This is a genomic window from Candidatus Binatota bacterium (assembly GCA_012960245.1).
In the GTDB taxonomy this organism is placed as follows: Bacteria; Desulfobacterota; Binatia; order UBA1149; family UBA1149; genus UBA1149.
The window spans coordinates 26,255-45,775 of record DUBO01000004.1; the positions used below are offsets into that span (position 1 = coordinate 26,255).

The following is a 19,521-nucleotide window of genomic DNA, read 5'->3' on the forward strand; positions in this document are numbered from 1 at the left end:
TCTAAGCAGTAGCTCGGCTAGAAACGTATTTTTTACGCTGCTCCACATGACTCACTAACTGTAGCGCCCCCGCGCCAGCACTGTCAAGCAGAAGCACTGCCAGGCGTAGGCACCATCAGCCGCCCTCGCTCGGCCAGGCGGCGTCCTCGTCGCCAACGTCACGATCTGCGTCATCGTCGTCGTCCACGGCCGGCGGCGGAAGTCCCCTGGCCTTTTTCCACGCCCAGGTGGCAGGCCCCGAGAGCACGTAAACCGTCATGAACAGGAATATCACGAGCTCATAGCGCGCGATCACCAACTGCAACGCGAGTATGGTAGCCACCAGCAGCCACAGCGGCTGCCGGCGGTCAAAGCGCAGTTGCTTGAAACTGGCGTAGGCCACGTTGCTCACCATGAGCAGGGCCAGCATGTAGGTGAGCAGCAACAGGGCAACCTGCTTGTCGGGCAGACCCGAGCGCCCGAGGTACTTGTACATCAGCACCACCGAGACCAGTGTCAGCGCAGCGGCGGGCACCGGCAGGCCGGTAAAGGCAGCGGGCGACGACTCGTCGGTGGAGATATTGAAGCGCGCAAGCCTGATGGCCGCGCAGATTATAAAAAGCGCGATGGCCAGCCAGCCCCAGGCCCCCCAGGGCATCAAGGCCCAGCGGTAGATGAGCAGGCCGGAGGCGACGCCGAAAGACACGAGGTCGCAAAGCGAGTCGTACTCCACGCCGAAACGGCTCGCGGTGTTGGTCAGGCGGGCGATGCGCCCGTCGAGTACGTCGAACACCGCAGCCACGACAATGGCCAGGGCCGCGTTCACGTACTGGCCCTCCATGGTCTGTACTATGGAAAATATTCCGCAGAACAGGCCGGCCGAGGTGGCCAGGTTGGGTAAAAGGTAAACGCCCCGGCGGGGTTCGCCACGGCCCTTGAGCAGCGACATGCGCCCGTCGCCGCGTCCCCCGGTCTCGCGCCGGCTCACGCGCTCAGCCTCGCCAGGGCCGTGGCACCAGCCTGGACTCTCTGTCCTGCGCTCACCAGCACCTCGATCCCGGGCGGAAGGTAGACGTCGACCCGCGAGCTGAACATGATCAGGCCGTAGCGCTCGCCACGCCCCAGGGTCTCTCCCTCTTTCACGCGGCAGATGATGCGACGCGCCAGCCAACCGGCCACTTGCACCACGGCTATGCGCAGCCCGCTTTCCCCGGAACCGACAGCCGCGGTTGATGCGGCGCCGGTCGCTGAAGCATCCAGCACGATGGTGTTGTTTTCGTTGCCGTCGGAAGCGTCTTCGCGAAAAGCGGCCCTGAAACTCCCGGCCTTGTGCTCCACTTCACTAACCGTGCCCGGCATGGGGCTGCGATTTATGTGGACGTCCAACGGCGACATGAAGATCGAAACGCGGCGGGTGGCCCCGGGCACAAGCCGGTGGCCTCCTTCGACCTCGCCCACAAAAACCACGCGACCGTCTGCCGGTGCGAGAAGGGTCGATTCGTCTCCCTCGGGCGTGCGTTCAGGGTCGCGAAAGAAAAGCAGCGTGCCCGTTGCCAATAACAGGAACACCCAGCCCACAGCCTGCCAGGACGGCCAGTACAAAGACAGTCCGAGCAGCGCTAGCCCAGCAGCGGCGGGTACGCCAGCTACCCGGTATCCTTCACTCGCAAACTTCACGACCCGTGGACGGCTCGACGTCGGTCAGTTGACCGACTTGTCCACGAGGCGTTCGTCGGTCAGCCAGGGCATGAGAGACCTCAACTCCTCGCCAACCTTTTCGACAGGGTGGTTCTCTCCTTCCCGGCGCAGCTCCTTGAAGTGGGGCAGACCGCACTTGTACTCGGTGATCCACTCGTCGGCGAAGTCGCCCGACTGTATTTCTTCGAGTATCTTCTTCATCGCGGCGCGCGTGCCGTCGCCCACCACGCGGGTGCCGCGGGTGAGATCGCCATACTCAGCCGTATTGCTGATCGAGTAGCGCATGTTGGCAATGCCGCCTTCGTAGATCAGGTCTACGATGAGCTTGACCTCGTGCACGCACTCGAAGTAGGCCATCTCGGGCGCGTAACCCGCTTCTACCAGGGTCTCAAAGCCCGCGCGGATGAGCTCGGTGAGTCCACCGCACAACACCGCCTGCTCGCCGAAGAGATCGGTCTCGGTCTCCTCCCTGAAGGAGGTGCCGATAACAGCCGCGCGTGTTCCGCCTATGCCGTCGGCGTAGGCCAGGCCCACCGCCTCGGTGTCACCCGACGGGTCCTGGGCCACTGCCAGCAGGCAGGGCACGCCCATACCCTTGACGTACATGCTTCTCACCAGGTGCCCGGGGCCCTTGGGAGCTACCATGAACACGCCGGTCCCGGCCAACGGCTTTATCTTGCCGAAGTGAACGTTAAAACCGTGCGCAAAGGCGAGGTAGCTGCCCGGCTTGAGATTGGGTTCGACGTCTTCGTAATAAACTTCGGCAGCCAGCTCATCGGGCAGCAGCATCATTACCACGTCGGCACGACCAACGGCGTCAGCTATCGAGGCCACCTCGAGGCCCGCTCCCTCGGCCTTGGCCACCGACGAGCTGCCTTCTCTCAGGCCCACGACGACGTTGACGCCGCTCTCCTTGAGGTTGAGCGCGTGCGCGTGCCCCTGGCTGCCGTAGCCCAGTACGGCCACGGTCTTGTTTTTCAAAAGGCCAGCGTCGGCCTCTTCGCGGGTGTAAATCTTCATGCAGCTTTCTCCGTACTCTTATTTTTCTTAGCCTTAGGGGCTCCCACGGTAAGCAGGCGCCCTCCCCTGAACAGCGCCGCCTTGCCGGTGCGCGCCACTTCCTTGATTCCAAGGGGAGCGAGCATCGTCATGATGGCGGCTATCTTCTCGTCGTCGCCGGTGACCTCGACCATGCACTCGGTAGGCCCGACGTCCACGATGCGGGCCCTGAATATGTCGGCTATGCCCACCAGTTCCAAGCGCGAGCGGGCATCGACGGCCACCTTGATCAGCGCGAGCTCGCGTTCAACGTGCTCCGCCTCGCTGTAGTCGACAACCTTGATGACCGACACCAGCTTGTTGAGCTGCTTGTTGATCTGCTCCACGATCTCGGCGTCGCCGGTGGTGGTGAGCGTAATGCGCGACACCGACGGATCCAACGTTTCGGCCACCGCCAGGCTCGATATGTTGTAACCACGGCCACTGAACAAGCCCGCCACGCGCGATAACACGCCGAACTCGTTCTCGACCAGTATGGATATTATGTAGCTTCCCTTCGTTGCCATGCTCACACCTCCACTCCTTAACCTGTGACCGCGCCCCGCGCGGCACTCGAAACCAGCCTCGAGTACTTCCACAGAACGCCGCTCGTGTACTTAGGCGCCGGTTCCGTCCAGGCGGCCTTTCGCCGTTTGAGCTCGCCGTCGTCCACTGCCAGTTCGAGCAGCAGGCGGTCGGCGTCTATGGTGATAGTATCGCCCTCTTCGACCAGCGCGATGGGGCCGCCGACCTGGGCCTCGGGCGCCACGTGCCCCACGACCATGCCGTAGGTGCCGCCCGAGAAGCGTCCGTCGGTTATAAAGCCCACGCTGTCACCCAGCCCCTTACCGATGATGGCGCTGGTGGGCGAGAGCATTTCGCGCATGCCGGGACCGCCGCTGGGGCCCTCGTAGCGAATGACGAGCACGTCGCCCTCGGCGATGCGGTCGCCCATTATAGCGTCCATGCAGTCCTCTTCGGAGTTGAACACGCGCGCTGGGCCGGTTATCGCGCGATTCTTGAGCCCGCTGATCTTGGCCACGCAGCCCTCGGGGGCAAGATTGCCCTTGAGCATAGCGAGGTGGCCCTGCGTGTAGACCGGTGAGTCGAAGGGGCGCACGACTTCCTGCCCCGCCGGCGGCTGGTCGGCCACGAGCTTGAGGTTGTCGGCCACCGTACCACCGGTGATGGTCATACAGTCTCCGTCTAACAAGCCCTGCACGAGCAGCATCTTCATGACCAGGGGTATGCCGCCAACGTCGTGCAGATCGGTGGCAACATAAGGCCCCGACGGCTTCATGTCGGCCAGCACGGGCACGCGCACGCGTATGTCTTCGAAGTCTTCCATCGTCAGCTCTACCTCGGCCGCGTGGGCGATGGCGAGCAGGTGCAGGACGGCGTTGGTCGAACCGCCCACGGCCATGACAACGGCGATGGCGTTGTTAAACGCGGCTCGGGTGAGTATGTCGCGGGGCTTCAGGTCGTCGGCGACCAGGCGCATAAGCACCCTGCCGCTTTCGGCGGCACTGTCGCGCTTCTCGTCGTCCTCGGCTGCCATGGTAGAGGAGCCGGGCAGGCTCATGCCCAGCGCCTCGAAGGCGGAGCTCATCGTGTTGGCCGTGTACATGCCGCCGCAGGCGCCGCGACCGGGACAGGCGCGCTTCTCGATCTCGCAGAAAGCCTCGCGGCTTATTCGGCCCGCGCCCAGCTCACCCACCGCCTCGAAAGCGCTCACGATGGTGAGATCCTTGCCGTCGTAGTGGCCGGCCTTGATGGTGCCGCCGTAGACAAAAACCGATGGCAGGTTGAGCCTTGCCATGGCTATCATGGCGCCGGGCATGTTCTTGTCACAGCCACCCACGGCCAGCAGGCCGTCCATGCTCTGGGCCCGACAAACGGTCTCGATCGAGTCGGCGATGACCTCGCGACTGACCAACGAGCACTTCATGCCCTCGGTACCCATGGAAATGCCGTCGCTGACGGTGATGGTGCCAAAGGTCTGGGGCATGCCGCCTTCTTCGCGAACCGCCCCCGCCGCGGCCAGCGAGAGGTCGCCCAGCCCGGCATTGCAGGGCGTTATGTCGCTCTGGCCGTTGGCGATAGCGACTATGGACTTACTGAAATCGCCGTCGCCGAAGCCCACCGCCCGCAGCATGGCTCGGTTGGGCGCGCGGTTGTCCCCCTCGGTGACCGCTCGACTGTGCCGGTTGGGGGCCTTTTTGTCGTTGCTTGTCATCGTATTACTTCCGGGTGCAACTCACAGGGGCCTGGGCCCGACCGCTCGCCGCCGGGCATACTAGTCGTTACCTGTCAGGAATACCAAGGCAGCACCACCAAGGGCACGGAGGTGGGGCTGTCGTGCACCCGGGCGACAAGCGCCGCGTGGCTGCGCCCCGGAAAATACGTCTGGACGGGGGCTACCGGTCGATGGGCGCAGTGGCCTCGACCGGTCAGCCCCGCTTCAGGCAGTCAGGCCGATTGGCTCTGACCCACTTCGCGTTCGCGCCGGTGGTCGGACAGGATGCGCATGACCCTGTCTTTCTCGGCAAGTTTCTTCTTCTTCAGCTCAGCGCATTCCAATTCCTGCAAGTCGCTGAGGTATTCAAGTCTCTCAAGCTCGTCTACCCTGGCTTTCAAACTCAAGTGCTTTTCGTAAGCACTTTTCAGATCCGCGTCTCCAGGTGTCAGGCTCTCTATGAGCTCCTCGTCTTGTGTTTCCATCCAAGCCTCCCTGTGTTGTTTTGTTTCGTCAGTTATCTCTCTCTTACACGCCCGGCGCCTTATCTCGCTGGCCCCGGTGCCGCCGACCATGCAGCCGCCACGCGGTTCTTGTTAGGCCTGGCCCCGGTAGGTCCTATGTAAGTGGGCAGCGCCTGCCCCGGGGTCACCCGGTCACCGGTCGTGCTACTGATTGAATCTAACTCTCTCCCCGCTGCCTTGGCAAGTGCAACTGCCGGATCAAGCACTTCGCTGGCCAGTCCAGGCACCCGCAGCCCCGCCTCCGAACAGGCCCCGAGTACAGCCAGGGCGGCGTTTCCGGCAATCCGCAGCCCGGCGGGCAGCGCCCGAATGTCAACAAGCAATTCTTCGGCCGTACAGCGTTTATAATCGAGCAGTTGCTCGCCACCGTCACCCGACCAGGCGGCCACGTAAATATTCCCCGAACCCGCGTCCAGCGTTGCCAGGACCGGGCTTCTGTCGCCTTCGGCTGGCTGGTCGCAACAAGCCAACTGCAAGCGCAGCGACGACATACCCGTCACCGGTAGTTTATGGGGCAGGACAAGGCCGGCTGCCAGCGCCAGGCCAATACGAACGCCCGTCCATGAACCAGGGCCGGTAGAAACACCGACCGCCGAAATATCAGCCACCGTCGCCGAGATACCCTTGAGCCCCAGCCGCAGTAAGTCGGCCAGGCCCTCACCCCGCACAGGGGGTTCGCAGGTTGCAAGCCAGGGATCCCGATCGGGGGCCAGCAGGGCTATCGACGGTACGCGGCCACTGCTGTCTATGCCGAGCAGCAGGCCTGTATCGCGGGAGCTCACCCGCCAACTATTCGGGAAATGTCGTTAAAAACGACCAGGACCATGAGCGCCACCAGCACCAGCACACCGAACTGCTGCACGAGGTCGCGAGCCCTGTCGGGCAACGGACGCCCTCGAATGGCTTCGTAGGAAAAGAAGGCCAGGTGACCACCGTCGAGCCCCGGTATGGGTAGCAGGTTGATGATGCCCAGGTTAACGCTCAGCAGGGCCATGAAGTGCAGCAGCGGCTCCATACCGCGATTGGCGCGGCGGCCCGCTTCCTGGGCTATGCCTATGGGGCCGGCGAGGTCCGACATGGAGAGCCGTCCCTGTCCGAGCCGTGAAAGTGTTTCGAGTATCACCACCGACCAGGTCCAGGTGTAGCGGGCGCCCAGTACCACCGACTCCACCGGGCCAACGTCCTGGTGCTCAGACGCGCGGTGCACGCCTATAACCCAGGCCGTGCCGATTTCTTCGCCCAGGTAGTCCCTGCGCACCCTCGACTCGGGCGTTACCGTGAGCACGCGTTCTTCGCCCTGCTCGGAAAGCACCGAGAGCTGTATTTCGCGGCCTTCGCTGGCCGTTACAGCCGCGTGCAGGCCGTCCCAGTTGCCCAGGGACTGCCCGTCTATGGCCGTCACGAGGTCACCGGCCGCCAGGCCCGCAGCCTGGGCCGGAGAGTCAGCCACGACCCCGCCCACCAGGGCCTTGTCGCTGGTGACCTGGTTGCCCCAGGTCATCATGATGACCGTGAACAAGAGGAAGGCGAAAACCATGTTTATTGCGGGGCCGGCCACCACGATCATGGCCCGCTGGTAGAGCGGCCTATCAGGAAACCCCCGGCCCGCCACCTTGGGAGCAAATTCATCGATTTCGCCCGCCATGCGCACGTAACCACCAAGCGGTATCAGCGAAAAGCGGTACTCGGTTTCCCCTCGCTGTATCGAGAACAGCTTGGGCCCGAAGCCGAAAGAAAACACCTGGACCTCGGTGTTGCACTTGCGTGCGACAATGAAGTGGCCCCACTCGTGGACCATGATGACCACCCCGAGAACGGCGATCGCTGCTAAAATTCCAGTCGGTGTCATAAAAGGCGGCGTCCGTAACGGTCAGCCAGTGACAAGGATAGCATAGTAATAGACGAAGACTATCGGCAAAACGAGGCTGTCGGTCCTATCGAGTACCCCCCCGTGGCCCGGCAGTATCCAGCCGGAATCCTTGGTCCGGTAGGCCCTTTTGATCATCGACTCCAGCAGGTCACCGAGCTGGGCCAGCACTGACATGACCCCGGCCACGAACAGTGTTTCGAAAAGACCCAACCTGTGCAGGATCAGCGAATTGACGAGGATACCGGCCACCAGGCTGCCGCCAAAACTGACCAGCGAGCCTTCGACTGTTTTGTTCGGGCTCACACTGGGCCAAAGCTTTCGCGTGCCCAGCATTTTGCCGCCGAAATAGCCGCCCACGTCACCGGCCATGACCACCGCGAAGACAAAGAACACCCAGGAGGGGCCGTCGCCACCGGGCAGGCCCCTGAGCCAGATCAAGTGCGGAAGCAGGGCACCGCCATAGAGCGCGCCCAGCAGCACCTGGCCGGCGCTGTTGACGCTCTGGCCCATGTCGCGAGCAGTCGCGAGGGTGGCCACCAGGGTAAGGATAAGGCAGGCCACAATACCGGCCGACAGGGCAGCGCCCCCGGCCAGACCACCTGGCACCAGCACCATCGAAGCCGCGATCATCATGCCACCGAGGGTCGTCAACGTGGCGGCCCCGGGCACACTCGACAGGGCCATGAGCGAAAACTCTCTCAACGCGACCCAGGTGGAAAACAACACCACGCCGTTGAAGATCCAGGCCGGCGCGAGGAAAAACAGCCACGCCAGCAGGGGAATGGCCACCGCGGCCGTAAACAGGCGGGATCTCAACAAGCGTTCAGGCCTCCACCGCCAACTCGCCCGTGGCACGGCCGAAGCGGCGGTCCCTTTGCGCGTACCAGTTGATGGCCTCAAGAAACTGGTCGCGCCGGAAGTCCGGCCAGGCGACGTCGGTGAAGTACAGTTCACTGTAGGCACACTGCCACAGCAGGAAGTTAGATATGCGCAGCTCGCCGCTGGTGCGTATGAGCAGGTCGGGGTCGGGTAGCCCGGCGGTCATCAACGACCCGGCCAGGCGCGACTCGTTTATCTGCTCGGGCTTCAGCTCGCCGTCGCGCACCTGCCGGGCCAGTTGCCTGGCCGCGCCAACGATGTCCTGCCTGCCCCCGTAGCTCACGGCCAGCACCACGGTCATGCGATCGTTGTCGCGCGTCTCGGCCTCCACCGAGCGAAGGTCCGAGAGCACCTCGGGCGGAAGTCGGCGCAGGTTACCCACCGCCTTCAGGCGGATACCGTAACGCATCATGCGACTGAGCTCGGTACGGCAGTAACGCCGCAGCAGTTTCATCAGGGCCTTGACCTCCGACGGAGGGCGGCTCCAGTTCTCGGTAGAGAAAGCGAACAGCGTGAGCACCTCGACGCCGATCTCGCGCGCGGTTTCGACCACCTCGCGAACCGAGTCCTTCCCCTTGCGGTGACCCTGCAAGCGGCTCAGACCACGCGCGCCTGCCCAGCGGCCGTTACCGTCCATTATGACGGCGACGTGCCGGGGCACCCGACCTTCCCAATCAGGCGACACCCGCGACAAGACCGTCAAACGGCCATTACCTCTTCGTCTTTCACCTTGGCAATTTCGTCGACCTTCTTGACGAACTTGTCGGTGAGTTCCTGCACCCGGCCCTGGGCCCCGCGCAGCTCGTCGTCGCTTATGTCCTTGTCCGAGTTGAGCTGCTTGAGCATGTCGTTAGCGTCGCGCCGGTGGTTTCGCAGCGACACGCGGTGCTTCTCGGCCTCGCGGCCCACCTGCTTGACGAGATCCCGCCTGCGCTCCTCGGTGAGCTCGGGGATGGAAAGCCTGATGAGCCTGCCATCGTTCGACGGGTTGAGCCCGAGATCAGCGACGGCGATTGCCTTTTCGATGGCCGGGATCGTGGCCTGGTCAAAGGGTTGAACTACCAGCAGCCGGGACTCGGGGACGTTGATAGATGCCAACTGGTTCAGGTGAGTAGCGGCCCCGTAGTAGTCAACCATCACGGCGTCGAGCAGAGCCGCGTTGGCCCGTCCCGTGCGAATGCGCGCGAGATCGTGGACAAAAGAGCCCACCGTGGACTCGAGCTCGGCCTCGAGGGCTTCAATTACTTCGTCGATCAATCCGTTTCCTCCCCTACCAGCGTACCTATCTGCTCGCCCATCACGGCCCTGAGGATATTGCCGGGAGTAGTCGCGTCAAAGACTATTATAGGCATCTCGTTTTCCATGCACAGGGTCACCGCCGTGGAGTCCATCACGGTCAGCCTGCCGTTGAGAACGTCGAGGTAAGACAGGCGGTCATAACGCCTGGCGTCCTTGTTTTCTTCGGGGTCGGCGTCGTAGATGCCGTCAACGCGGGTGCCCTTCATGATCACAGCCGCTCCCATCTCTATGGCCCGCAGGCTGGCGGCCGTGTCGGTGGTGAAAAAAGGGTTGCCAGTGCCGGCAGCAAAAATAACCACGCGGCCTTTCTCGACGTGGCGCTGCGCGCGGCGACGGATGTAGGGCTCGGCCACCTGCTGAACGTCGATGGCCGACATCACCCGCGTGGCCACGCCGGCTTTCTCGAGCGCGTCCTGCAAGGCAAGGCTGTTGAGTATGGTCGCGAGCATGCCCATGTAGTCGGCCGTCGCGCGGTCGATGCCCATCTCGGCAGCCTTCATGCCGCGAAAGATATTGCCGCCACCCACCACGATGGCCAGCTCGCAGCCAGCCTCACAGACGTCGCGCACCTCGGCGGCCAACGAAAGAAGAACACGAGGGTCGATGCCGCTGCCGGCTTCACCGGCCAGCGCTTCTCCGCTCAGTTTGAGCAGCACTCTTGGAAATTGTGGTTTATCGCCCGCCATCGTGACCGCACCGGCACTGTCGAACGGTCAGGTAGTCTGGCTGATCTGCTCGGCCACTTCCTGGGCCAGGTTCGCCACCCGACGCTCGATGCCCTCGCCAAGCTGGTAACGCACAAAGCGACTGACCGCAAGGGGTTCACCAGCCGAGCTTGATTCTTTTTCGAGCAGTTCCGAGATCGTGAGTTCGGTATCGCGCACGTATTCCTGCTCCAGGAGGCAGATCTCGCGGAAGTACTTGTTGATGCGTCCCTCGGCTATACGGTCGAGAATTTTTTCGGGCTTACCCGAGGCCAGGGCCTCGTTGCGGAAGATTTCTTTCTCGCGCTCAATCTCGTCCGGATCCACGGAGTCGCGATCCACGTAGCGCGGAGCCGCCGCGGCCACCTGCATGGCCACCGAACGGCACAGCTCCTGCTGCGAATTGCCGGCACCCTCTATCTCGACCAGCACACCGATCTTTCCACCCGCGTGCACGTAGGCCCCGACCCTGCCGCCGGCAGATTCGATGCGCGTCCAACGCCGCAGGGAGATCTTTTCGCCCATCGTCGTTACGGCTTCGGTAACACGGGCAGCCAGGGTAGAGCCGTTGGCCAGGGCCACGTCGTTGACGTCGGCACCCTCGCCCTCGGCAGCGCCTTCGACCGCGAGCAGGGCCTGCCCCAGCTCGTCGACCAGTGCCGCAAAATCATCTGTCTTGGCCACGAAATCGGTCTCGCAGTTGAGTTCCATGGCCACCGCACGGCTGCCACAGTCGGACACGAACAGTCCGACCAGCCCCTCGGCCGCCACCCTTCCGCCCTTCTTTGACGCGCTGGCCAGCCCCTGCTCACGCAGGGCCTTGATGGCCGCTTCCATGTCTCCGTCGACCTCGGCCAGGGCTCGCTTGCAGTCCATCATTCCGGCACCCGTGCGCTCGCGCAGGTCCTTTACCTGGGTGGCACTGACGCTCACTCGCTGCTTCCCTGGGGCACCGGGGTGGTGGAAGTAGCCTCCTCGGCGGGTGCGGCATCTGCGGCGGGCGCGACATCTGCTGCGGGAGCTGCCTCTGCTACCGGGGCTGCCTCTGCTACCGGGGCTGCCTCTGCTACCGGGGCTGTATCGGGCGCAGTGGCTTCTTCGCCGGCCACGCTGGAGAACATTCCCGCGAGATCGCCACCGGGCACGCCCTCACCTTCGCTGGCAGCGGCAAGACGTTCCTGCCGTTCGCGCTCGCCTTCGATCACGGCGTCGGCAATCGCTCCGCAGAACAACCTGATCGCCCTGATGGCGTCATCGTTGCCCGGAATACACATGGTGATGTTCCCGGGGTCGCAGTTGGAGTCGACCACCGCGACCACCGGTATCTCCAGGCGGTTGGCCTCGGCGATAGCAATTTCTTCGCAGTCGGGGTCGATCACGAACATGACGTCCGGCTGCTTCTTCAGGTTCTGCATGCCCTCAAGGTTGAGCTTGAGCTTCGCCAGCTCGCGGCTCATCATGAGCATCTCTTTCTTCTTCAGGCCCGTGGTCTGGACTTCGTCGCCCAACATCTCTTCGAGCTTGCGCATGCGATCAATAGACTGCCTGATGGTCGCAAAGTTGGTCAGCGCACCACCCAGCCAGCGGGTGTTAACCCAGTGTTGACCACAACGGCGTGCCTCGGCCTCTATGACGGCGCGCGCCTGCTTCTTGGTGCCCACGAACAGCACCGACCCACCCTCGGCCGCGGTCTTACGAACGAAATCGCAGGCCTCGGCGAACAACACAACGGTCTGCTGCAGGTCTATTATGTGAATCCCATTGCGGGCGCCGAAGATGAAAGGCTTCATCTTCGGATTCCAACGGCTGGTCTGGTGCCCGAAGTGCACCCCCGCCTCGAGTAATTGCTTCATGCTAACCTGGGTCATCAGTAACTCAGCTGTCCTCCGCAGGCTGCGCCGGATAACGCCGGGGCGCCTGCTATTACGGGCAAATCAATCGGTCTGTCTAACAAATCAGGGCAACCCTTGCAAAGGGTCGTCATCAGGAATTCATCGAGGACAGAAAATCCTCGTTGTCCTTGGTGTCTTTCATCTTGTCGAGCAGGAACTCCATGGCTTCGACTGTATTGAGCTGGCTCAGCAGCTTGCGCAGCACGTACACCTTGTTGATCACCGCGCGATCGTGCAGCAGGTCTTCCTTCCTGGTGCCCGACTTCATGATGTCTATGGTCGGAAACACCCTGCGGTCCATGAGCCGCCGGTCGAGGTGGATCTCGCAGTTACCGGTGCCCTTGAACTCTTCGAATATGACCTCGTCCATGCGACTGCCGGTATCGATCAGCGCGGTGGCTATGATGGTGAGGCTGCCCCCGTCCTCGATATTGCGGGCGGCGCCAAAGAACTTCTTGGGTCCCCTGAGCGCGTTTGAATCCACACCACCCGACAGGATCTTGCCGCTCGACGGAACCGTTGCGTTGTAGGCACGGGCCAGCCGGGTCAACGAATCGAGCAGTATGACGACGTCTTTGCCGTGCTCGACCAGGCGACGCGCTTTTTCGATCACCATCTCGGCGACCTGGACGTGGCGTGTGGGCGGCTCGTCAAAGGTCGAGGCAACCACCTCTCCCTTCACCGTGCGCTGCATGTCGGTCACTTCCTCGGGACGCTCGTCGATGAGCAGCACGATGAGCATCACGTCGGGATTATTTTCGGCTATGCCGTGGGCGATGTTCTGCAACATCACGGTTTTGCCGGTACGCGGCGCGGCCACGATGAGCGCGCGCTGGCCCTTGCCTATGGGAACGAGAAGGTCGATGACCCGCGAAATGAACTCTTTCGATTCGTGCGACAGCACCATCTGCTCGTCGGGGTAGAGCGGCGTCAGGTTGTCGAACAACACCCTCTTGCGGGCCATTTCCGGCTCTTCAAAGTTGATGGCCTCAACCTTGAGCAAGGCAAAGTAGCGCTCACCCTCCTTGGGCGAACGAATGGGGCCGGCCACGACGTCGCCAGTGCGCAAGCCGAACTTGCGCACCTGGCTGGGCGATATGTAGATATCATCGGGCCCAGGAAAATAGTTGGCGTCGGGAGCCCGCAGGAAACCGAAACCGTCGGGAAGTATTTCCAGCACACCCTCGCCGTACACGTTGCCGGCTTTCTCCGAGCGCGCACCCAGTATGGCAAAAACAAGCTCCTGCTTGCGCATGATGGACGGACTTTCAACGCCCATGTTGCGGGCGATGTCGCCCAGCTCCTTGGCCGTTTTTTCTTTGAGGCTCTTGAGATTGAGGATGGCGCCGTCGACGCCGTTAAAGGGGTCGGTCTCGGGATCGGCCTGGGCCGCCGCTTCGCGCACAGCCTCAACCTGCGCCGCTCTCGCGCCTTCCCTGAGGTCCGCCTCTTCCTGCCGGGGCTCAGCCCTGTGGCCGCGACCCGACTGGGCACGCGGCCTGCCCGATCCTCGTTTTCCCCTGCCCGACCGTGAGGTCGAACCTCCATTGCTGCTGTTCTCTCGTGGACTCATAGACTCCGGTGTTTGTTGAAAAACCGGCGACGTGCAATCGACCTGGCCCAAGTGCCTGGTCGGAGCGGGCCGCCCCTTACCTGAATATTCCCTGCTACTAAAGATACCGGGGGCCAAGGGGCGCCCTCGAAGAACCAAGGATTCCGACCTGCAATTACGACGCTCCCCCCTTCAGGGCTGCGACAGTAAAGTGCCGGTGGACAACTTAAGGCTAGATAATCCCCCGACGACAGTCAAATCCTCCGTCACGGAGGGGCTGCCCTCAAGCAGCTACCCGCCGCGCAACCCGCGTAGAAGCGACTCAAAATCGTCGGGCAGCGGCGCCTCGATCGACAGCATAGATCCGGTCAGGGGATGGGCAAAGCCTATTTTTGCAGCGTGAAGCGCCTGCCTGGGCATGGCCGAAAGCAATTCGCGGGTGCGGGCCGACAAACAAAGCGAGGCCTGGTCACCCCGCGATCGCCCCCCGTACAAGGGGTCCCGGACCACCGGCCAGCCACTGGCCGCCATGTGCACCCTTATCTGGTGGGTCCTGCCGGTTTCGGGCATGACCTTGAGCAGGGTAAGCCCGTCAAAGCTTTCGAGCGGCTCGTAGCGAGTACTGGCCGGCCGCGAGTGCCTGGCTGCCTGGGACATCTTCTTGCGATCGCGCGGGTGTCGGCCGAGGGCCGCGTCGATGACCCCGGGCGACGTGACCACGCCCCTGACCAGGGCCAGGTACTGCTTACGTACGCTGCGACCACGGAACTGGGCCGATAAATGTTCATGGGCTTCCACCGTCCTGGCCACCAGCACCACCCCCGAGGTCTCCTTGTCCAGTCGATGCACGATGCCCGGGCGACCCCTGTCACCCGGCCAGCGCTCGTCGGGGTAACGATGCAACAAGGCGTTGACCAGGGTGCCCTGCCTGTTGCCCGCTCCGGGATGAACGACCATGCCCGCGGCCTTGTCTACGGCCAGCATGCACTCGTCTTCGTGGAGGATACGCAGTGGCAGGTCTTCGGCCGTTGGCAGGCCTTCTGCATCTACGGGCTTGCCCGGGGCCACCGTCACCGTCTCGCCGCCGGCCAGGCGCAACGAGGCGCGGGCGCGACGGCCATCGACATCGACCCGGCCTTCGCGAATGGCTGCTTGCAGCTGGGAGCGACTGCCCAGCTGACCGGAGGACGCCAGCCAGCGGTCAAGCCGCTCGCCGTTGTGCCGCTCGTGAACCTTCAATACGCGGGGGCCATCGCCGCTTGCGTGCACGCTTCAGCCAGCCTCTGCCAGCGCTCGCCGGGCGTCCTCGATGTCCCGGGCGACCTGCTGCTGGAGCTCTTCGGCCGAAGAAAAGCGCACCTGGCCACGCAGGCGCTCTATGAACTGAACCCCCATGGGCAGATCGTAAAGTTCGCCCTGGGGTTCGAAAAGATGTGATTCGACCACCGTAGCAGAACCGTCAAAGGTGGGCTTGTTGCCCACCGAGGTCACCCCATCGAGCGTCTGACCCGCGAGCAGCGCGCGGGTGGCATAGACGCCGTCGGCCGGAACAAGGTCGGTAGCCGGCAGAAGGTTAGCCGTGGCAAAGCCCAGCTCGCCGCCGCGCCCGTCGCCTCTTACTGTGCGACCGCGCAGGGTCCACGGCCTGCCGAGCAGCCCCGCCGCCCTGGCCACGTCGCCGTCTGCAACCGCCCGGCGCACGACGCTGGAGTGAACCACCTCGCCCCCCACAGCAACCGGCTGTATGACTTCGACCGAAAACCCACAGCTCTCGCCGGCCTCAAGCAGGGTCTCGGCCGAACCGCTGCGCCCCTTGCCGAAGTTGATGTCATGCCCCACCACCAGCTTGTGTACGTCGAGAGCTCCCACGAGCAGGTCGCGCACGAAGACCTCGGCCTCTATGTCGGCAAAGGCGGGCGAGAACCGCTGCACCACCACGGCGTCCATGCCGCAGTTGGCCAGGGCACGCAGCCGGTCACCGAGGGTCATCAACTGCCTGGGTGCGTTGTCCGGTCTCAATACCTGTAGCGGGTGCGGAAAGAACGTGAGTGCCACGGCATCGGTGCCGTGGTGGTCGGCGTCGGCCCTGACCTGGTCGAGTATGACCTGGTGACCGCGGTGAACGCCGTCAAAATTACCTATAGTCAGGACCGGGCGGCAAAATGATCCCCGGGCCCGTTCGAGCCCCCTGAAAACCCTCATCGTGAAAAGCCAGGGTCAGCTGCCCTGCCCCCTGAGCCTGCGCCACGCCTCGTTGGCCTCGCCTGATCCCGGGTAGCCATTTACGACTTTCTGGAGGCTGAGCTTGGCGTCTATCTCGTCGCCGATAGCTGCAAACGCGTCGGCCAGGCGCAGCAGGGCTGCCGCCGTGCGATCGCCTGAACGGTATGACACGACGACCCGGTTGTACTCGAGTATGGCGCGCGAGTACTGGCCCTGGCGAAGGCAGGCCTCGCCGATCATGAACTGAGCGTCATCGCGGTAAGACGAGTCGCTATGGTCGTGGATAAAATTACGAAATGCCTGGATCGCGCCATCGTTGTCGCCAGCCTCGAACAGCTCGACGCCCTTGCCGTAGTCACTCCCTCGGAGAGACGACGGCACCTTCGGTTTTTCCCAGGAACTCTCCGACATGCCGAAACCAGGCCCACCGGAGTCGGCTTCATCGTCGCCCCAGGCGCCAGCGGCCGGTGCCCGGGCTTCGCCGGCCGTGCGGTCTGCCGGCGGCGCTGTGGCTTGCGCGGTATCTGCCTCGGCTGCCTCGGCATCAGACGGGCTGGGAATCCGGCCGAAAGGAACTTCACCGGCTTTCTGTTTATCCGCCCCGACCTCAACCCATCCGTCCGGAGCCGAAAGGCCGGGCCACTCGAGCAACCCTTCTCGACCATTACCCGCCGAGGTTGCTGCGCCCGCCGTCGCGGTCGCTCCTACTCCTGCCACGGCAGCAGGCCCTTCTACCACCACGGCACCTTCCTGCCCCGGCACAGCCTGGCCAGGAAGCAACTCAACTCGGCCGGGACCTTCGACGCCGGGGACCGGCGAAACGACCGGCGCCACGCGATCGGCCGACGACTCGGCTTGGTAGCCCAGCTCTTCGAGCATGGCCCGCAGGCGCTCCTGCTCAATTCGCAGCTCTTCTATAGCGCGGCGTTGCCGCACCTGTACCCGCTGCAGTTCACGGGTGCCCCGGTCGCCCGACACGACGCCGTACTGGGGCCCACAGGCCGAAACCAACAGGGTCGCTGTCAGAAAGCAGGGCATCAACAACAAGCGGGCGTTCTTCATATTCAGTCTTTTCCCAGGTCAACCAGTCGTGCGCGCCGGTTGCGTCGCCAGCAATCCGGGTTGGCATCCTTGCAAAGGGGGAGCTCTTCTCCGTAGCTCACAGTCGACAGCCTGTCGGAATCTACCCCGAGGGCGACCAGTCCGTCAACAACGGCTCGCGCTCGGCGAGCGCCCAGCGCCAGGTTGTACTCCGAGGTGCCGCGCTCGTCGCAGTGCCCTTCAACTTCGATCCTGTTGCCCGGGTGAGTGGCAGCCCAGGCGGCGTTGCGCTCGAGAACTGCCATCGCATCTTCGCTCAACTGCACAGAATCAAACTCAAAGGATACGTTTTCCAGGGGGCCACCCGAGGCCACGGCGCCCATCTCTTCAAACTGGTTTATGCTTGGCTCGGCCGCGAGCTCTTCGCTGGCCACGAGCCCCTGGTCGCGGGTTCCGCCGCCCCATCCGCCGAACACGCTTTCGCCCTGGGTCGAACAGCCAGCCATGACCAGTACGCACAGGGTCGTTACCGCCATCGTAGCTGCTACCCGCATATTTTCTCGCCTCGTTGTTACACCCATCTTCGTCACCACTTTTTCACTCCTTTCAGCACAATATCCCTTTCAGAACCGTATCCAGTCCAACACCGTATCGTCGGTTCCCACTCCAGGTGTTTACTATCTCATTGCAGGCGGCCAGACCACGTGGGGGCCGCATCATCTCCGGGGCCCGACGTGAGTCGGGTTATTATGCCACGGGCAGCGTGCACCATGTAGAGGTCGCGATCGCCAGCGCGCTTGCTCGAAAAAACGAGGAAGCGTGAGTCGGGCGACCAGGACGGATCTTCGTTTTCACCCTCAAAAGTCAGCTGCCGGGGCTTACCGCCCGCGGCGGGCATTGTCAGGATCTGGAAATATCGGCCCACGCGGCCCGTCCAGGCCAGGTGACGACCATCGGGGGACCAGGCGGGCGAGCAGTTGTAGCTGCCCTCGAAGGTCACCCGCCTCATGTCGCTACCGTCCTTCTTCATGACATATACCTGTGGCGTACCCCCTCTCGACGAGCAGAACGCCACCGAGTGGCCGTCGGGAGACCAGGCCGGATCGACGTCGATGCCCCAGTGCCGGGTGAGCCTGCGCGTGCGCTCGCTGCCAAGATCGAGGAGATAAAGGTCGGAATTGCCCTCGACCTCGCGCGAGAAAAGCAACGAGAGTCCCTGCGGCGCCCAGGCAGCGCCCACGTTGACGCCGTGGCGGTGGGCAAGGCGACTATCGTTACCGCTCGAGAGGTCGTAGCCGTAGAGTACCGGCTTGCCGCTCTTGAACGAGGTAAAGGCTATTCGCGTAGCGTCACGGTTCCAGGCCGGCGCCATGGTGATAGACCTGTGCGCCGTCAAGCGCGACACCGCGCCGTCAAAGCTGTACACGTAAAGCTCCCTGAAGTGTTCCTCTCGGTCGGAGACAAAACCTATCCAGGAATGAAAGGGCCCTTCGCGACCCGTCACGATCTCCATGACACCGTCGGCGACCTGGTGCGCCATTGCCGACACCGCGTCCACCGATCCGTTGAGACGACGTCCGCCCAGGCTGCGTCCCGCGGCTACGTCAAAAAACCTGACTTCGACAGTGATGCCCCCGGGCGTACCCGTGTAACTACCACCCACGACCCCGAGCACTCCCGCCGTTGACCAGCCTCCATAGCCATCGCTGGACGGCAAGCCCAGGCCCCGCGGCGGATCGACTACGTTAAAAATGCCCGACCTGCGAAGATCTTCGGCCAGCAGCTCATTAAAGCGTGCGGCCGCGGCCGGCCTGGTCTCGCCACCACCCCACTCCAGGCCGGGTACCGACACGGGCACGAGCACCGACCCGGGCCGCGAAATCTCGCCCCTGACCTGGGCCTCGGCCCGCGCGTTAATAAGCAGCAAGACACTGCAGACCATCAGGATCAGGGCCTTGCCCCGGCAGGTGATCATCTCTTTCGAGCCCCCGCGGCGTTGGCCAGGTCGTCTGAATTGAACTGTATGATCACCTCGCTGAACTCCTTCCTGTAACGATCCGGGGGAGGCTCTATCATGCCCGCGCTCCTGACCGCGTTCTCGACCGACCTGTCGAAGCCCGCGTTGCCCGACTCAGACAGCAGTCGGACCGCAGCCAGGCTTCCATCTGGCCTTACGCTGAAACTCACCGATACCGACAACCCGGTACCGGCATCTCCGGCCCAGATCCAGTTGCGGCGCAGGGTATCGATGAGCGTGTTGTAGTAGCGAAGAAACTCAACCCCCTGCAGCAAGTCGCCAGTGGCAGGGGCGTCCCCGGCAGACCCGCTCAAAGTGGCTAGCTTGCTGCCGTCTTCACTCTGTACGGCAGGCGGCGTGGTTTTCGGCGCAGGCTCAGACGCGGGGATGTTCTCCAGCACAGCTGCCACGGGCGCGGCCTTCTCCACGGGCGCGGCCTTCTCCACGGGCGCTGGCTTCTTGGCCACCGGCTCAGGCTTCTTCACGGGTACCGGCTTCTTCGCCACCGGCTCAGGTTTCTTCACAGGTACTGGCTTCTTCGCCACCGGCTCAGGTTTCTTCACAGGTAC

21 protein-coding genes are annotated in these 19,521 nt (G+C 63.4%); all 21 read right to left on the reverse strand.

The window, feature by feature from the left end; genetic code table 11:
* Positions 1–115 precede the first annotated feature (115 nt).
* Positions 116–967, reverse strand: a complete 852-nt coding sequence (gene pssA, locus EYQ35_00420; protein ID HIF62610.1) for a CDP-diacylglycerol--serine O-phosphatidyltransferase — start codon at positions 965–967, stop codon at positions 116–118.
* Positions 964–1,656 carry a phosphatidylserine decarboxylase family protein gene (locus EYQ35_00425; GenBank protein HIF62611.1) on the reverse strand — a complete coding sequence of 231 codons (693 nt, stop codon included), beginning with the start codon at positions 1,654–1,656 and terminating at the stop codon, positions 964–966. Before EYQ35_00425 ends, pssA begins: the two co-directional genes overlap by 4 nt.
* 24 nt (positions 1,657–1,680) lie before the next feature.
* Positions 1,681–2,697: a ketol-acid reductoisomerase gene (ilvC, locus tag EYQ35_00430; protein ID HIF62612.1), complete on the reverse strand. Its 1,017-nt coding sequence runs from the start codon at positions 2,695–2,697 to the stop codon at positions 1,681–1,683.
* Positions 2,694–3,242: an acetolactate synthase small subunit gene (gene ilvN / locus EYQ35_00435; protein ID HIF62613.1), complete on the reverse strand. Its 549-nt coding sequence runs from the start codon at positions 3,240–3,242 to the stop codon at positions 2,694–2,696. Before ilvN ends, ilvC begins: the two co-directional genes overlap by 4 nt.
* 17 nt (positions 3,243–3,259) lie before the next feature.
* Positions 3,260–4,951 (reverse strand): dihydroxy-acid dehydratase, encoded by a 1,692-nt coding sequence (gene ilvD, locus EYQ35_00440; GenBank protein ID HIF62614.1) that lies wholly within the window; start codon positions 4,949–4,951, stop codon positions 3,260–3,262.
* A 233-nt stretch (positions 4,952–5,184) separates the two neighbouring features.
* Positions 5,185–5,436 carry a DUF465 domain-containing protein gene (locus EYQ35_00445; protein HIF62615.1) on the reverse strand — a complete coding sequence of 84 codons (252 nt, stop codon included), beginning with the start codon at positions 5,434–5,436 and terminating at the stop codon, positions 5,185–5,187.
* A 59-nt stretch (positions 5,437–5,495) separates the two neighbouring features.
* On the reverse strand, positions 5,496–6,257 hold the full coding sequence (tsaB, locus tag EYQ35_00450) for a tRNA (adenosine(37)-N6)-threonylcarbamoyltransferase complex dimerization subunit type 1 TsaB (protein HIF62616.1): 762 nt from the start codon (positions 6,255–6,257) through the stop codon (positions 5,496–5,498).
* Positions 6,254–7,324 (reverse strand): RIP metalloprotease RseP, encoded by a 1,071-nt coding sequence (rseP, locus tag EYQ35_00455; GenBank protein ID HIF62617.1) that lies wholly within the window; start codon positions 7,322–7,324, stop codon positions 6,254–6,256. Before rseP ends, tsaB begins: the two co-directional genes overlap by 4 nt.
* Before the next feature lie 21 nt (positions 7,325–7,345).
* Positions 7,346–8,245, reverse strand: a complete 900-nt coding sequence (locus EYQ35_00460; GenBank protein ID HIF62618.1) for a phosphatidate cytidylyltransferase — start codon at positions 8,243–8,245, stop codon at positions 7,346–7,348.
* Positions 8,169–8,918, reverse strand: coding sequence for an isoprenyl transferase (locus EYQ35_00465; GenBank protein HIF62619.1), 750 nt, complete (start codon positions 8,916–8,918; stop codon positions 8,169–8,171). Before EYQ35_00465 ends, EYQ35_00460 begins: the two co-directional genes overlap by 77 nt.
* Positions 8,919–8,923: 5 nt before the next feature.
* Positions 8,924–9,481: a ribosome recycling factor gene (locus EYQ35_00470; protein ID HIF62620.1), complete on the reverse strand. Its 558-nt coding sequence runs from the start codon at positions 9,479–9,481 to the stop codon at positions 8,924–8,926.
* Positions 9,478–10,209, reverse strand: a complete 732-nt coding sequence (locus tag EYQ35_00475; GenBank protein HIF62621.1) for a UMP kinase — start codon at positions 10,207–10,209, stop codon at positions 9,478–9,480. Before EYQ35_00475 ends, EYQ35_00470 begins: the two co-directional genes overlap by 4 nt.
* 27 nt (positions 10,210–10,236) lie before the next feature.
* Positions 10,237–11,160 (reverse strand): elongation factor Ts, encoded by a 924-nt coding sequence (locus EYQ35_00480; GenBank protein ID HIF62622.1) that lies wholly within the window; start codon positions 11,158–11,160, stop codon positions 10,237–10,239.
* Positions 11,157–12,095, reverse strand: coding sequence for a 30S ribosomal protein S2 (gene rpsB / locus EYQ35_00485; GenBank protein ID HIF62623.1), 939 nt, complete (start codon positions 12,093–12,095; stop codon positions 11,157–11,159). The genes EYQ35_00480 and rpsB overlap by 4 nt, the downstream gene beginning before the upstream one ends.
* A 115-nt stretch (positions 12,096–12,210) precedes the next feature.
* Entirely contained in the window at positions 12,211–13,692 is a 1,482-nt protein-coding gene (gene rho / locus EYQ35_00490; protein ID HIF62624.1) for a transcription termination factor Rho, read from the reverse strand.
* Positions 13,693–13,962: 270 nt separating this feature from the next.
* Positions 13,963–14,910, reverse strand: a complete 948-nt coding sequence (locus tag EYQ35_00495; GenBank protein HIF62625.1) for an RluA family pseudouridine synthase — start codon at positions 14,908–14,910, stop codon at positions 13,963–13,965.
* A gap of 33 nt (positions 14,911–14,943) precedes the next feature.
* Entirely contained in the window at positions 14,944–15,873 is a 930-nt protein-coding gene (locus EYQ35_00500) for a bifunctional riboflavin kinase/FAD synthetase (protein ID HIF62626.1), read from the reverse strand.
* 15 nt (positions 15,874–15,888) lie between these two features.
* Positions 15,889–16,956 (reverse strand): tetratricopeptide repeat protein, encoded by a 1,068-nt coding sequence (locus EYQ35_00505; GenBank protein ID HIF62627.1) that lies wholly within the window; start codon positions 16,954–16,956, stop codon positions 15,889–15,891.
* A 2-nt stretch (positions 16,957–16,958) separates the two neighbouring features.
* Positions 16,959–17,441 carry a peptidoglycan-associated lipoprotein Pal gene (gene pal / locus EYQ35_00510; GenBank protein ID HIF62628.1) on the reverse strand — a complete coding sequence of 161 codons (483 nt, stop codon included), beginning with the start codon at positions 17,439–17,441 and terminating at the stop codon, positions 16,959–16,961.
* Positions 17,442–17,617: 176 nt separating this feature from the next.
* Positions 17,618–18,910 (reverse strand): Tol-Pal system beta propeller repeat protein TolB, encoded by a 1,293-nt coding sequence (gene tolB / locus EYQ35_00515; protein ID HIF62629.1) that lies wholly within the window; start codon positions 18,908–18,910, stop codon positions 17,618–17,620.
* The coding region (locus EYQ35_00520) for a TonB family protein (protein HIF62630.1) at positions 18,907–19,521 on the reverse strand (615 nt) is incomplete at its 5' end. The genes EYQ35_00520 and tolB, both read right to left, overlap by 4 nt.